Raw genomic sequence first — 13,721 nt, 5'->3', positions numbered from 1 at the left:
CCGCCCGGCCCGGGACCTGCCAAGATCGCCGATTGGTCCGGTCCCGCCGCCGGCAGAAGTTGACCATGTAAAGAGGACGCGAAAGCTGCCGACCACTCTTGCGAACCACCCTGGGGCGTCTGCGAGTATGTCCCAATGCCCCAGCAGCAGTCCTCCCCTCTTGCGTTCTTCGATAACGCGAACTCACAGCCCGATTTCACTGTTGGCCTGCGCGGATACAACACCAACCAGGTCGACGACTTCATCGGCCGGCTGAGCGCCGCACTGAGCCAGTCCGAGCAGGCCCGCGCCGAGGCCGAGCAGCGGATGAACGACGCCCAGCGCCGGCTCCGGCAGGCCGAGCAGCGCCAGGGCGCGCTCGAGCAGAAGCTCACCGAGACCAACAAGCAGCTCGAGGAGAACAGCCGGCCGACCCTCTCCGGCCTGGGCACCCGCGTCGAGCAGATCCTGCGGCTGGCCGAGGAGCAGGCCAACGACCACCGCAACGAGGCCAAGCGCGAGTCGGAGGGCATCCTCTCCGCCGCCCGCCTGGAGGCGCGCGAGATCACCGACAAGGCACGCGCCGAGGCGGCCGCCATGAAGGCCACCGCCGAGCGGGAGGCGGGCACCGTCCGCACCGCCGCCGAGCGGGAGGCCGCCGAGGTCCGCGTGCAGGCCCGCCGGGAGGCGGACACGCTGCGCGCCGACGCCGACCGGGAGACCAAGCAGCTGCGTACGGTCACCGCACACGAGGTGGCCGAGCTGAAGTCGACGGTGGAGCGGGAGGTCGCCACGCTGCGCGCCACCGCCGAGCGGGAGATCACCCAGCAGCGGGCCAAGGCCGCCCGGGAGGCCGAGGAGAAGCGGGCCGAGGCGACCAAGCTGCTCACCGACGCGCGCGACAAGCGCGACAAGGATCTCCAGGCCCTGGAGCTTCAGCTCGCCGAGCGGCGCGAGAAGTCCGAGCGCGAGGAGTCGGCGCGGCACGCCGCCCAGGTCACGCAGACCCAGAAGATGGTCAACGAGGCCGAGCAGCGGGCCCGGGCCGCCCAGGAGCGGGCCAAGGAAATCGAGCAGCGGGCCGAGGCGCGCCGGGTCGAGTCCGAGCGCACCGCCAACGACACGGTCGACAAGGCCAAGGCGCTGGCCGACAAGACGCTGAGCGAGGCACGGGCCGAGGCGCAGCGGGTGCTCAGCGAGGCCCGCACCGAGGCCGAGCTGACCACGCAGGCGGCCCGCCGCGAGGTCGAGGACCTGACCCGCCAGAAGGACGCGGTCACCTCGCAGCTCGGGCAGATGCTCTCCGGCCTGGCCGGCATCGTGCCGGGCGTGCCGTCGGGCGGCAACAAGACGGCCGAGGCGCCGAAGTCCGACACCTCCGGGCAGAAGATCACGGCCGAGTCGGCCGGCTGAGCCACCACCCGCTGACGGGGCATGAGCCACGGCGCGGGGTGACACCGGGTAACCGGTGCCGCCCCGCGCCGTCATGCTTTCCCGGCCCGTTTCGCCACGAGGGTGAAGTAGGTCCCAGAAGGGGCGTCCGTATCGCCCCCGCAGAGGCGGATGCGTGTGAGGATGGGGGCATGTCGCACGGCGAGGAACTGTTCGCGCTCGGCGGGGACGTGACCACGGAGCCCAGCTTCGAGTCCGCGCTGCGGGGATACGAGAAACGACAGGTCGACCGCTACGTCGCCCGCGCGGAACACGAGATCGCGGCGCTGACCACCGAGCGGGAACAGGCGTACACCCAGATCCACAAGCTCGCGGGTCAGGTCGAGGTGCTCCAGCGCGACCTCGCCCAGGTGCGCAAGCAGATCGGTGTGGTGGACCGCGCGTCGTTCCGGCACCTCGGTCCCCGGGTCGAGCAGATCCTCACCATGGCCGAGGAGCAGGCCGACGACATCCTCGCCGCCGCCAACGAGGAGATCGAGGCCCGCCGGGCCGCCGCCGAGCACATCGTCGAGGAGGCCCGGGAGCAGGCCGCGCAGGCGCTCAAGGACTTCGAGATCGCGCTCGCCGCCCGTCGGGCCGAGGAGGAGCGGCACACCGCCACCCGCAAGGCCGAGGCGGAGGCCACGCTGAAGGCCGCCAGGGACGAGTCCGCCAAGCTGCGCACGGCCGCCAAGGACGAGGCCGAGAAGCTGCGTCGGAGCGCCCAGGACGCGCTGGCCAAGGCGCAGCAGGAGGCCACCCAGCTACGGGACACCGCCAAGGAGATCCATTCCCGGGCCCAGCAGGAGGCGGCCCGGCTGCGCGAGGCGGCCAAGGAGGTGCTGGCCAAGGCGCAGCAGGAGGCCAACCAGCTCCGCGAGGCGGCCAAGGAGGTGCACGCCAAGGGCCAGCAGGAGGCCAAGCGGCTCACCGACGCCGCCGCCGAGGCGGGCCGGGCCACCCACGCCAAGGCGCTGGCCGAGGCCAAGAAGATCGTCGACGACGCGGAGGAGGCCGCGAAGGCCACCCGCGGCCGGGCCCGCACCGAGGCCACCCGGCTCACCACCGAGGCCGCCGAGGCCGGCAAGCGCAACCGCGCCGAGGTCGAGGCGTACGTGCAGCGGATGCGCACCGAGACCGAGGCGTACGTGCAGCAGTCCCGCGCGCAGACCCAGCAGGAGCTGGGCGCCTGGCGGGCCGGGGTGGAGAAGGAGGTCGCCGGGCAGCGGGAGAAGGCGGAGAAGGAGCTGGCCCAGCGCCGCGCCGCCGCCGAGCAGGAGTTCGCCAGGCGTCGCGACGAACTCGACAAGCAGCACACCAGCCGGCACGAGGAGCTGGAGCAGGCGTACGCCACCCGGCGCGACGAGATCGAGCGCAACGCCACGAGCATCCGGCAGGCCGCCGAGGAAGACGCGCTCACCATGCGTCAGCAGGCTGAGCTGGAGGCCGCCGAGCTGCTGCGCCGGGCCGAGGCGGACGCCACCGAGCAGCGCCGCCGGGCCGACGAGCACGTGGCGGCCTCGCGTCGCCAGTTCGAGGAGTACGCGGCCACCACCCAGCAGCACCTGGCCACCACCCAGCAGCACCTCGCCGCCACCCAGCAGGAGGTGGCCGCCGGCCGGCAGCAGCTCGCCCACGTGATGCTGGAGATCGCCACGGCGCAGCAGGAGCTGGCCGACCTGCGTACCGAGACGTGGAAGTCCCGGCAGGAGTCCGACGACCTCCAGCGCCGGCTCACGGAGCAGCGTCGGGACGCCGACTCGGCCGGCATCTCGGCCACCCCGGTCGACCCGGCGGAGCTGGCCACCGCCGCTACCGGCGAGGCCGGCCGCCCGACCGGCAGCGGCACGCGGGCAGGCAGCGGTGCGCCCGCCGACCGCCCGACCGTCACCGGTGCGCAGGCCGACCGCCCGACCGGCGACGGCACGCCGGCCGGCGACGGCACGGCGGCCGGCAGCGGCACGGCGGTGACGACGAAGAGCAGCGCGGCGGCGACCAACGGCGCCGAATCGGAGAACGGCGGGAAGCCGGCCGAGGGCGGGAAGGCGAAGCCGGTCGCCGAGCCGGTGACCACCATGGACTCCGCGACCGGAGCGGGCGTCGACGGGGAGCCCACCGTGGCCGCCGTGCCGGGTGAGGGCGGCCGGAGCGCCACCCCGACGAAGATCACCAGCACCGGGGAGAACGGCAAGCGCCCGACCAAGCCCACCACCGACGAGCGCAGCGCCAAGCCCAGCGCAGTCACCGTCGACAAGGACTGACCCCGCCCCTCCCCGCCCCTCCCCGCCCCCCTCACCTCCCCACACCCTCCCTACGGAGTGATCAAGGAGTTCACGTCACAGTCGATCTCCGCGATGACACAAACTCCTTGGTCACCTAGCCCAACCCCGGGGGAGGGCCGGCCTGGGTGTCGCTTTCCGCGCAGGCAACTTTGGGATCAACTGGGCGGGGGTGAAGGGCGGAGGGATGGTCGGTGGGGGCGGCGGCCACTACCCTGCGGGGCAGAGGGCTGCGGCCTCGGCGACACGCGGGCCGCTGACAAGCGCTCCGACGAGCCGGTCGGGGCAACGGGGAGTTGGGAGGCGCGGTGTCACAGGAGGAATCCGCCGCCCCGGAGAACGATCCGTTCGAGGCGCTGCGCAAGGAGCCGGGGTCGGAGCCGACCGACGCGGACCACGCGCCGACCCCGCCGAACGAGGCCGCCGCGAAGGACACCCCTCCCGCCCGACGTCGCGCCCGCGCCGGACTCGGGCCGGTGACCCCGACCGGAAGCGCAGGCGCCGACGCCACCGCGATCGAGCCCGGCGAGTTCGAGCCGTCGGGGCGGTTCGGCGTGCCCGGGCGACCGCTGCGGCGCAACAGCTTCCTGGTCGGCTTCACCGGCGCGCTCGGCGTGCTGCTGGCGTACGCGGTCTTCCTGGGCGTGCGGAACGCGGCCGGCATCCTGGTGCTGGTGGTGATCGCGCTCTTCCTGGCCGTCGGCCTGCACCCGGCGGTGGTCCGGCTACGCCGCTGGGGTCTGCCGCACGGGCTGGCCGTGGCGGTGGTGACGTTGACCGTGGTCCTGCTGATCGTCGGCGGGCTGCTGGCGCTGGTGCCGCCCGTGGTGACCCAGTCCGGGCAGTTCGTCCAGCAGTTGCCCGGCTACGTCGAGGAGCTGCGCCGCAACCCCACGGTCAACGACCTGGTGGTCCGGTACGACGTGATGGAACGGGTCCGGTCGGCGGCGGACGCCGGCACGATCGGCCGGGCGCTCGGCGGCGTGCTCGGCGGGGCGCAACTGATCTTCGGAACGATCTTCCGCGTGCTGACCGTGCTGGTGCTGACCATCTACTTCCTGGCCTATTTCGACCGGCTGCGCGACCTCGGGTACGCGTTGGTGCCGCGCTCCCGCCGGGAGCGGGTCCGGCTGATCGGCGACGAGATCCTGACCCGGGTCGGCGCGTACATGGTCGGCGCGCTGGCCATCGCGGTGCTGGCCGGGGTGAGCACGTTCGTGTTCGCGCTGGTGGTCGACCTGCCGTACCCGTTCGCGCTGGCCGTGGTGGTGGCGGTGACCGACCTGATCCCGCAGATCGGGGCGACGCTCGGCGCGGTGGTGGTGACCCTGGTCGGTCTCGCCACCGACCTGCCGGTGGGCATCGCCTGCCTGGTGTTCTTCCTGGTCTACCAGCAGGTGGAGAACTACCTGCTCTACCCCAAGATCATGCGGCGGGCGGTGTCGGTCAACGAGGTGGCCGCGCTGCTCGCGGCGCTGCTCGGGGTGTCGCTGCTGGGCGTGGTGGGCGCGCTGATCGCGATCCCCACGGTGGCCGCGTTGCAGCTGATCCTGCGCGAGGTGGTGCTGCCCCGGCAGGACGCCCGCTGAGACCTATTCGGCGCGCCGCTGAGCCGGGCCGGGGACCGGGGTGTCGGCGAACGCGGCCACCGTGCGGTCCGCGTACGCGCTGACGTCGCCGGTCTCCATCGGGCCGTCCCAGGTGGTCGGCAGCGGCACCGGCACGTCGGGGGCGACCCGCCGGACGATCTCGTCGAGCGCCTTCTCCGCGTCGCCGACCCAGAGGTGCTTGGCGCCGTCCACACCGACCACCTCGGCCTGCGGCACGGCGGCGAACCGCTGCCGGGCCTCCTCCGGGCGCAGGTAGTCGTCGAACTCCGGCACCAGCGCGGTCAGCGGACGGCCCGACCCGGCCCAGACCGCGAGATCCTCCGGGGCGGAGAAGCGCAGCGGCGGGGAGAGCAGGATCGCGCCGACCACCGCCGGGTCGCAGCCGTACTTCAGCGCCAGGTCGGTGCCGAACGACCAGCCGACCAGCCAGATGTTCGGCAGCTCGTGGAACTCGGCGTACTCGATCGCGGCGGCCACGTCGAACCGCTCGCCGACGGCGTTGTCGAACGCTCCCTCGCTGGTGCCGCGGACGCTGGTGGTGCCCCGGGTGTTGAACCGGAGCACGGCCAGGTCGGCCAGCGCGGGCAACCGCCAGGCGGCCTTGCGGAGCACGTGACTGTCCATCATCCCACCGTGGGTGGGCAGCGGGTGCAGGCACACCAGCGTGCCGACCGGCTCGCGGTCCACCGGCCGGGCCAGCTCGCCGACCAGCGTCAGCCCGTCGGCGGTGTGCAGCTCGATGTCCTCCCGGCGACCGGGCAGGATCGACGACGCGCGAATCGGAGTGCTCACCATGCCAGTGTCCCGCGCCGCCGGCCCCGCCGCCCGCCGGGGCGGCAACCGGGTGATCCAGATCGCTCAGCCGTGCCGGGGGGCGCCCCGGCCGCGCTGGAGGTTGGGGCCGCGCCGGTCCCGGGCCCGCCAGCAGCCGCTGTGCCAGTGCCGACGGTCGGTCAGGTCACCCCGGTCGTCGGCCGGCCAGGCCACCAGGTGCGCCACGCCCGGGCGGATCTCCTGGTCGCACCCGGGACACCGGTACGTCTTGGCGGACGCGCCGCCGCTGATCCCGCGCACCTGCCAGTCGCCGTCGCGCCACTGCTGCACGGTCGGCACGCCGTGCCGGGCTCGTTCGGCGTCCAGGCCGGGACCTTCTTCCCGGCGGGGCCGATTGCGACGGGGGCTCACGGTCACCAAGCGTACGGCCCGCCACCTGGCGCGACCCGCTCGGGCGTGCGCGCTCCGGCGAGCCGCGACGCCGCCATCCGTCGCTCTGCGTCACGGCGCTCCGGCGAGGTGAACCGGAGAGCGATATACCGCCCGGTCATAATTATGACGAGGCGGTATATCGCTCATCGCCTGATGTCCGCCCCCGGAGCCGACAATTCTCGGCCAGACGCGCACGCGGGCCGTCGACAGGCTCAGCGGTTGGTGTGGTCGCGGAAGCCCCGGCCGCTCTTGCGGCCCAGGTAGCCGGCGGTGACCAGGTGCTCCAGCAGCGGCGCCGGCGCGAAGCCGGGCTCGCGCAGCTCCAGGTACAGCTCCCGCTGGATGGCCAGCGAGACGTCCAGGCCGACCACGTCGAGCAGCTCGAACGGGCCCATCGGGTAGCCGCAGCCGAGCTTCATCGCGTGGTCGATGTCGTCGGCGGTGGAGTAGCTGGCCTCCAGCATCTTCACCGCGTCGTTCAGGTACGGGAAGAGCAGCGCGTTGACGATGAAGCCGGACCGGTCACCGCAGACCACGCCGGTCTTGCCGAGCGCGGCGCAGACCGCGCGGGCGGTGGCCGACGTCTCGGCGGAGGTGCGGATGGTCCGCACGATCTCCACCAGCGGCATGATCGGCGCCGGGTTGAAGAAGTGCAGGCCGATCACGTCGGCCGGGCGCTGGGTGGCCATCGCGACGTCGATCACCGGCAGCGACGAGGTGGTGGTGGCGAGCACCACGCCCGGCTTGCAGATCTCGTCCAGGCTGGCGAAGAGCGCCTTCTTGACGCTCAGCTCCTCGACCACGGCCTCGACCACCAGGTCGACGTCGGCGAGGTGCTCCAGCGTGGCGGACCAGGTGACCCGGCCCAGCGCGGCGTCCCGGTCGGCCTCGGCGAGCTTGCCCCGGACCACGCCCTTGTTGAGCGAGGTCTTGACCGCCTCGCAGACCTTGGCGGACTTCTCCGCGCCCCGGGTCACCGAGATGACCTCGTAGCCGGCCTTGGCGAAGACCTCGATGATGCCGGTGGCCATGGTCCCGGAGCCGACGATGCCGACCTTCGCGATGGCACGGGCGCCGTCGGCGAGCGCGGCCTCCGCGCTCACCGGCGTGTGCTCGTCGGGTACGACCTTCGGCGAGCCCGGCCGCTCGTAGGTGTAGAAGCCGCGGCCGGACTTCCGGCCGAGCAGCCCGGCGGTGACCATCTGCTTGAGCAGCGGGGCCGGGGCGTGCCGGCGGTCCCGGCCGCCGCGCCGGTACATCGTGTCGAGGATCTCGTACGCGGTGTCCAGGCCGATCAGGTCCATCAGCGCCAGCGGGCCCATCGGCAGGCCGCAGCCGAGCTTCATGGCGGCGTCGATGTCCTCACGGGTGGCGTAGCGCGCCTCGAACATGCCGACCGCGTGGTTCAGGTAGCCGAACAGCAGCGCGTTCGCGATGAAGCCGGCCCGGTCGCTGATCGTCACGTCGACCTTGCCGAGCCGGGCGCAGAGCGCCTCCACGTCGGCCACCACCTCGGCGGAGGTGACCACCGTGCGGACCACCTCGACCAGCTTCATCACCGGGGCCGGGTTGAAGAAGTGGATGCCGATGACCTGGTTCGGCCGGGTGGTGGCGACCGAGATCTCGGTGACGCTCAGCGACGAGGTGTTGGTGGCCAGGATGGCGTCGGGCTTGCAGACCCGGTCCAGCTCGGCGAAGATCCGCTGCTTGAGGTCCAGGTGCTCGGGCACCGCCTCGATCACCAGGTCCACGTCGTGCAGCGCGTCCAGCCCGACCCGGAAGTCCACCCGCGCCAGCAGCGCGTCCCGGTCGGCCTCGGCGAGCTTGCCCTTGGCCACCGCACGGTCGGTGGAGCCGGTGAGCGTGACCCGGCCGCGTTCCAGCGCGGCGTCGGAGATCTCGACCGCGGTCACGTCGACGCCGTTGCGGGCGAACACCTCGACGATGCCGGCACCCATGGTGCCCAGACCCACCACGCCCACCCGGGTGAACTCGCGCGCCACGACCGGCCTCCCTCGGTTGCCTCCGCCGTTGCCGACATGAACGGCCGCTAAGGTTATGCGCCGGAGTCTGCCACGTGACGCTGCGTTGTCGAGACGCGGTGGGATATTTCACGCACCGCGCCTCACGCGGGCGCGGGCACCCCGGCGAGCGCCAGCAGTTCGGCGACGAACTCGGCCGGCCGTTCCAGGTGCGGGCTGTGCCCGCAGCCGGGCAGCGCCACCTCCCGGTAGGTCCCGCCGGCCGCCGCGTACCGGTCCAGCACCGCGCGGGTCTGGCCGACCATCGGCTGCGGCGGGCACCGCTCGGCGCCGGGCCAGCCGGGCACGATCCCGAGCTGACCGAGGTACGCCAGGTCGAACAGCGAGGTGTCCGAGACGATCACGTCGGCGTCGCCGCGTACCCAGGTCACCGGCGGCTTGACCGGCGCGGCGACCAGCTCGTCGGCGAGCCGGAAGTGGTCCGGGGCCAGCGTGTTGAGCACGCCGCGCCGCCCGGCGGCGGTCCCCGGCCAGTGGTCCGAGGCGACCGCGGTGCCCGGGTAGTTGTCGTCCCCGGTGGCGGTGGTCAGCATGCTCTCCAGCAGCAGGTCCTCGTGGTCGCCGAGCGACGCCGGGTCGGCCACGTACGCGGCGCGCAGCACGTTGCGCGGGCTGGTCGGGCCGTCGGCGCCCCGGTCACCGGCGGCGAGCCGGGCCACGAAGTCCGGGTTCGCGCCGCCCGCGCCGGTGCCGGCGAAGTCGGGCGTGGTGGGGGCGCCGTCGAGGTCCCGGGTGCCACCGAAGCCGTACGGGGACACCGGCGCCGCCAGCAGCAGCCCGGCCACCCGTTCCGGCCGGTCGACCAGCAGCCGCATCGCCACGCCGCCGCCGAGCGAGTGCCCGACGACCACCGGCCGGGCGCCGGCGGCGAACAGCCCGGGGGCGTCGAGCAGGGCGGCCACGTCGTCGGCGAAGTCACCGACGCCGCGGGTGGCGTCGACCGGGGCGGTGTCGGTCTCGCCGTAGCCGCGCAGGTCGGGGGCGACCACCCGGAGCGTCTCCGGCAGTCTCGGCAGCAGTGGCTCCCAGAACGCCGACGACGAGACGTTGCCGTGCACGAGCAGCACCGGCACGCCGTCCGGTGGCCCGGCCACCCGGACCGCCTGGGTGATGCCGTTGGCCTGGACCGTGTGCCGCGCGCTCCGCATCAGCGCATGCTGGCACACCACCCATCCCGAATCCATGTGCCCGCCCCACACACCGCCCCGCCCGCGCGCCCTGTTTCACGGAAAGTGCGGCTGTCCGGGCCGCGACAGCCGCACTTTCCGTGAACTCGCGCCCAGGGTGAACGCGCACGGGGTGCGGACGGTCAGCGGGCGTCGGCGGGCTGCGCCTCGCGCGACTCGATCGGCTGCCGGGGCGCCGGGACCGGCAGCGGCAGCGTGGGCCGCTGGTCGCGGCGGGGCGCGCCGAAGGTCATCCCGACCGGGTCGGTCCGGGCCACGCCGGGGTCGTAGAGACGCAGGTCGGTGCGGCCGAGCCGGACCACGTCCCCGTCGGAGATCGGCACGCTGCCGGTGATCCGGGTGTCGTTGAGCCAGGTGCCGTTGGTCGAGCCGAGGTCGGTGAGCACCACTCCCCCGGGGGTGGCCTGGACGCTGGCGTGCCGGCGGCTCAGGTGCGGATCGGGGAGCACGACGTCGGCGGTCGGCGCGCGGCCGATCACCTGCACGCCCCGGCCGATCCGAAAACTGAGCCCCCGCATCGCCCCGCCCGACACCGTCAGCAACGGCATCAACTCCGGATGTTCCTCCATGGACAGTCGACCTCCACCCCACATCGCCCCGCGGCGTCAGCCTGCCATCTCACCGTAGTGGCTCCCACCACCGCGCGGTCACCACCGCGACCCCGGCCGGTCATCTCCCGTTCGCCGTTCGGGTGGCCGCACCGGGCGCATTCGGTCATGACGTCCGTCGATGTGACGGGCATCGGTCCGGGCAGCGTAGGGGCCATCCGTCACCTACCCATGAGTAATATTCGGGTCTAGACTGCGGCCATGACCGCAGTGCATGTCCCCGGAATCCCGCTCATCGAGGCCGGTCGACTGGTGTCGACCAGCCCGGCGACCGGCGCGGAGGCCGGGCGGCTCCCGGTGGCGACCGAGGCGGACGTGCGCGCCGCCGTCGACCGGGCCCGCGCCGCCGCCGACTGGTGGGCCGGGCTCGGCTTCACCGGCCGGCGCGACCGGCTCCAGCGGTGGCGCGGCGTGCTCGCCCGGCGCATCGAGGAGCTGGCCGACCTGATGCACACCGAGGGCGGCAAGCCCGTCGCCGACGCCGTGGTGGAGATCCTCACCGCGCTGGAGCACGTCGACTGGGCGGCCCGCAACGCACGGCGCGTGCTCGGGCCCCGCCGGGTCCGCTCCCGGCTGATCCTGGCCGAGTTCACCGGTCACCTGGAATACCAGCCGTACGGCGTGGTCGGCGTGATCGGTCCGTGGAACTACCCGGTCTTCACCCCGATCGGCTCCACCGCGTACGCGTTGGCCGCCGGCAACGCGGTGGTGTTCAAGCCGAGCGAGTACACCCCGGCGGTGGGCCAGTGGCTGGTCGACCGGTTCGCCGAGGTGGTGCCCGAGCAGCCGGTGTTCCAGGCGGTGCACGGGCTCGGTGACGTCGGCGCGGCGCTGTGCCGCTCCGGGGTGGCGAAGGTGGCCTTCACCGGCTCCACCGCCACCGCGAAGAAGGTCATGGCGGCCTGCGCCGAGACGCTCACCCCGGTGCTGCTGGAGGCCGGCGGCAAGGACGCCATGATCGTCGACTCGGACGCCGACCTGGACGCCGCCGCCGAGGCGGCCGTGTGGGGCGGGCTGACCAACGCCGGCCAGACGTGCATCGGCATCGAGCGGGTCTACGCGGTCGACCAGGTCTTCGACGCGTTCGTCGACAAGGTGGTGGCGAAGGCGGGCCGGCTGACCGTCGGCGTCGACGGCGCCGACCTCGGCCCGATCACCATGCCGGCCCAGATCGACGTGATCCGGCGGCACATCGACGACGCGGTCGCCCGGGGCGGGCGGGCGGTGCTCGGCGGTCCGGAGGCGGTCCGGCCGCCGTACGTGCACCCGACCGTGCTGGTCGACGTGCCGGAGGACTCCGCCGCGGTCCGCGAGGAGACGTTCGGCCCGACGCTGACCGTCAACCGGGTCCGCGACGTCGACGAGGCCGTCGAGCGCGCCAACGCGTTGCCGTACGGGCTCGGGGGTTCGGTCTTCGGCCGGGCGCGGGCGGTGGCCGTGGCGCGGCGGCTGCGCTCCGGGATGGCCTCGGTCAACTCGGCGCTGACCTTCGCCGGCATGTCGACGCTGCCGTTCGGCGGCACCGGCGAGTCCGGTTTCGGCCGGATCCACGGCGAGGACGGCCTGCGCGAGTTCGGCCGCCCCAAGGCGGTCACCCGCCGCCGGGCCCGCTCGCTGCTGCCGGCCATGACGTTCGAGCGCACCCCGGCGGACGTCGCCCGCCTGGTCAAGGTCGCCAAGCTGATGTACGGCCGGGGCCGCTGAGGCGCCGGTCGGCTCAGAAGAGCGTCAGCTCGTCGCGCTCGACGCCGCGCAGCCTGTCGTAGTCGACCACGACGCAGCGGATGCCGCGGTCGGTGGCGAGCACCCGGGCCTGTGGCTTGATCTCCTGCGCGGCGAACACGCCGGTGACCGGCGCGAGCAGCGGGTCGCGGTTCATCAGCTCCAGGTAGCGGGTGAGCTGCTCCACCCCGTCGATCTCGCCGCGCCGCTTCACCTCGACCGCGACCGCGCCGGCGTTGGCGTCCCGGCAGAGCAGGTCGACCGGGCCGATCGCGGTCATGTACTCCCGCCGGACCAGCGTGAAGCCCTCGCCGAGCGTGCCCGGGTTGGCGGCGAGCAGCTCCTGGAGGTGCGCCTCCACGCCGTCCTTGCGCAGCCCGGGGTCGATGCCCAGCTCGTACGAGGTGTCCTGGAAGATCTCCTCCAGTGTGATGCGCAGCTCCTCGCCGGCCTTGTTGACCACCCGCCAGACGCCGGGCGCCTCCTCCAGCCGGCACGGCGGGCTCATCCAGTTCAACGGCTTGTAGGCCCGGTCGTCCGCGTGGATCGACACCGAGCCGTCCGCCTTGACCATGAGCAGCCGGGTGGCCGGCGGCAGGTGCGCCGAGAGCCGTCCGACATAGTCCACTGAGCACTTCGCAATGACCAACCGCACCCGACGAGGGTAGCCGAGCCCCCGGTCGGCTCCGACGAGCGCCACTGGCGCACCGGTGCCATATTGAGATTGTGCTCGAAGTCCTCACCGGTTCCGGTCTGGCCGCCTCGGCGGGCCTGAACGCCTACATCCCGCTGATGCTGATGGGCCTGCTGGCCCGCTACACCGACCTGATCGAGCTGCCGAGCGGCTGGCAGTGGCTCGGCAACGGCTGGGTGCTGCTGATCCTCGCCGTCCTGCTGGCGGTGGAGATGGTGGCCGACAAGGTGCCGGTGGTCGACCACGTCAACGACATGGTGCAGACGGTGGTCCGGCCGACCGCCGGTGGTCTGGCGTTCGGCGCCGGGTCCGGGTCGGAGACGGTCACGGTCAGCGACCCGGACACGTTCTTCTCCACCCACCAGTGGGTGCCGGTGGTGGTCGGCGTGTTCATCGCGCTCGGCGTGCACCTGCTCAAGGCCGCCGCCCGGCCGGTCGTCAACGCCACCACTGCCGGCTTCGGCGCACCGGTGGCCAGCACCGCCGAGGACGCGACGAGCGTGCTCATGTCGGTGGTGGCGATCCTGCTGCCGGTGCTGGTGCTGGTGTTCGCGGTCGGCCTGGTCGCCTTCGCGGTCTGGCTGGTACGCCGCCGCCGGGGCCGCCGACGGGAACGCGCGGCGGCTCGGGCCGCCGGCTTCCGCGTCTGACCGCGCCGTGGCTCAGCGGCTGCGGTAGGTCATGCAGTCGGCCAGGTCGTTGTCCGGTCCGACGGTGATGGCGGGGGCGCGGCACTCCAGGTCGGAGTTGTGCTGGCAGTCGGCGCGTGAGCAGGCGCCGACCTGCGCGGTGAGCTGCTCGATGCCGCCGCGCACCGGCATGTCCACGTAGGTGTGGCAGTGTGCGTGGTCGCTGCTGCCGATCGTGATGGCGAACGCGTGGCAGTCGTTCGTGTGGTTGTAGGCGCAGGACCGGACGGCGCACTCCTGGACCCGGGGCATCTCCATCGACGCGGTCATCTTT

Annotated in this window: 12 protein-coding genes; 5 read left to right on the top strand and 7 right to left on the bottom strand. The window is 73.2% G+C overall.

The features are described from left to right. The first annotated feature begins 135 nt into the window (after positions 1–135). The 3 genes from VKK44_RS03655 to VKK44_RS03645 all read left to right on the top strand — a co-directional run bounded on the left by VKK44_RS03655 (position 136) and on the right by VKK44_RS03645 (position 5,278). Positions 136–1,392: a DivIVA domain-containing protein gene (locus VKK44_RS03655; RefSeq protein ID WP_343445425.1), complete on the top strand. Its 1,257-nt coding sequence runs from the start codon at positions 136–138 to the stop codon at positions 1,390–1,392. A gap of 170 nt (positions 1,393–1,562) precedes the next feature. After that, the gene (locus VKK44_RS03650) at positions 1,563–3,671 is read left to right on the top strand and encodes a hypothetical protein (protein WP_343445424.1); all 2,109 of its coding nucleotides are present in this window, start codon (positions 1,563–1,565) and stop codon (positions 3,669–3,671) included. Positions 3,672–3,997: 326 nt separating this feature from the next. Further along, positions 3,998–5,278 (top strand): AI-2E family transporter, encoded by a 1,281-nt coding sequence (locus VKK44_RS03645; RefSeq protein WP_458351599.1) that lies wholly within the window; start codon positions 3,998–4,000, stop codon positions 5,276–5,278. A 3-nt stretch (positions 5,279–5,281) separates the two neighbouring features. Here the strand turns inward: VKK44_RS03645 and VKK44_RS03640 are convergent, their stop codons facing one another. The 5 genes from VKK44_RS03640 to VKK44_RS03620 all read right to left on the bottom strand — a co-directional run bounded on the left by VKK44_RS03640 (position 5,282) and on the right by VKK44_RS03620 (position 10,303). Further along, a complete protein-coding gene (locus VKK44_RS03640) occupies positions 5,282–6,091 on the bottom strand; it encodes an alpha/beta hydrolase (protein ID WP_343445423.1) in 810 nt (269 codons plus the stop codon). A 66-nt stretch (positions 6,092–6,157) separates the two neighbouring features. Then, positions 6,158–6,490, bottom strand: coding sequence for a hypothetical protein (locus tag VKK44_RS03635; protein WP_343445421.1), 333 nt, complete (start codon positions 6,488–6,490; stop codon positions 6,158–6,160). A 227-nt stretch (positions 6,491–6,717) separates the two neighbouring features. Further along, complete coding sequence (locus VKK44_RS03630) at positions 6,718–8,508, bottom strand: 3-hydroxyacyl-CoA dehydrogenase family protein (protein ID WP_343445420.1); 1,791 nt, start codon at positions 8,506–8,508, stop codon at positions 6,718–6,720. 122 nt (positions 8,509–8,630) lie between these two features. Further along, a complete protein-coding gene (locus VKK44_RS03625) occupies positions 8,631–9,695 on the bottom strand; it encodes an alpha/beta fold hydrolase (RefSeq protein ID WP_343445418.1) in 1,065 nt (354 codons plus the stop codon). 161 nt (positions 9,696–9,856) lie between these two features. After that, complete coding sequence (locus tag VKK44_RS03620) at positions 9,857–10,303, bottom strand: FHA domain-containing protein (RefSeq protein WP_343445416.1); 447 nt, start codon at positions 10,301–10,303, stop codon at positions 9,857–9,859. A 240-nt stretch (positions 10,304–10,543) separates the two neighbouring features. Here VKK44_RS03620 and VKK44_RS03615 point away from each other — a divergent pair, with 240 nt between their 5' ends. Further along, the gene (locus VKK44_RS03615) at positions 10,544–12,046 is read left to right on the top strand and encodes an aldehyde dehydrogenase family protein (protein WP_343445415.1); all 1,503 of its coding nucleotides are present in this window, start codon (positions 10,544–10,546) and stop codon (positions 12,044–12,046) included. Positions 12,047–12,059: 13 nt separating this feature from the next. Here VKK44_RS03615 and nucS read toward each other — a convergent pair whose 3' ends face one another. After that, positions 12,060–12,719 carry an endonuclease NucS gene (nucS, locus tag VKK44_RS03610; protein WP_343445414.1) on the bottom strand — a complete coding sequence of 220 codons (660 nt, stop codon included), beginning with the start codon at positions 12,717–12,719 and terminating at the stop codon, positions 12,060–12,062. Between the two features lie 71 nt (positions 12,720–12,790). On the opposite strand from nucS, the gene VKK44_RS03605 reads away from it, so the two are divergent. After that, the gene (locus VKK44_RS03605) at positions 12,791–13,408 is read left to right on the top strand and encodes a DUF4126 domain-containing protein (RefSeq protein ID WP_343445413.1); all 618 of its coding nucleotides are present in this window, start codon (positions 12,791–12,793) and stop codon (positions 13,406–13,408) included. Between the two features lie 12 nt (positions 13,409–13,420). Here the strand turns inward: VKK44_RS03605 and VKK44_RS03600 are convergent, their stop codons facing one another. Next, positions 13,421–13,717 carry a DUF1540 domain-containing protein gene (locus tag VKK44_RS03600; RefSeq protein WP_343445412.1) on the bottom strand — a complete coding sequence of 99 codons (297 nt, stop codon included), beginning with the start codon at positions 13,715–13,717 and terminating at the stop codon, positions 13,421–13,423. Positions 13,718–13,721 lie beyond the last annotated feature (4 nt).

The sequence above is a fragment of the Micromonospora sp. DSM 45708 genome (assembly GCF_039566955.1).
GTDB lineage: Bacteria > Actinomycetota > Actinomycetes > Mycobacteriales > Micromonosporaceae > Micromonospora.
Note: the sequence above shows the minus strand (reverse complement) of the source record. Positions and strands in the feature narration are given on the sequence as shown.

Excerpts from the sequence above, each read along its gene's own strand:
- VKK44_RS03650 (WP_343445424.1), top strand. The coding sequence starts at position 1,563 with ATGTCGCACGGCGAGGAACTGTTCGCGCTCGGCGGGGACGTGACCACG.
- VKK44_RS03600 (WP_343445412.1), bottom strand. The coding sequence starts at position 13,717 with ATGACCGCGTCGATGGAGATGCCCCGGGTCCAGGAGTGCGCCGTCCGG.
- VKK44_RS03625 (WP_343445418.1), bottom strand. The coding sequence starts at position 9,695 with ATGCGGAGCGCGCGGCACACGGTCCAGGCCAACGGCATCACCCAGGCG.
- VKK44_RS03655 (WP_343445425.1), top strand. The coding sequence starts at position 136 with ATGCCCCAGCAGCAGTCCTCCCCTCTTGCGTTCTTCGATAACGCGAAC.
- VKK44_RS03615 (WP_343445415.1), top strand. The coding sequence starts at position 10,544 with ATGACCGCAGTGCATGTCCCCGGAATCCCGCTCATCGAGGCCGGTCGA.
- VKK44_RS03620 (WP_343445416.1), bottom strand. The coding sequence starts at position 10,303 with ATGGAGGAACATCCGGAGTTGATGCCGTTGCTGACGGTGTCGGGCGGG.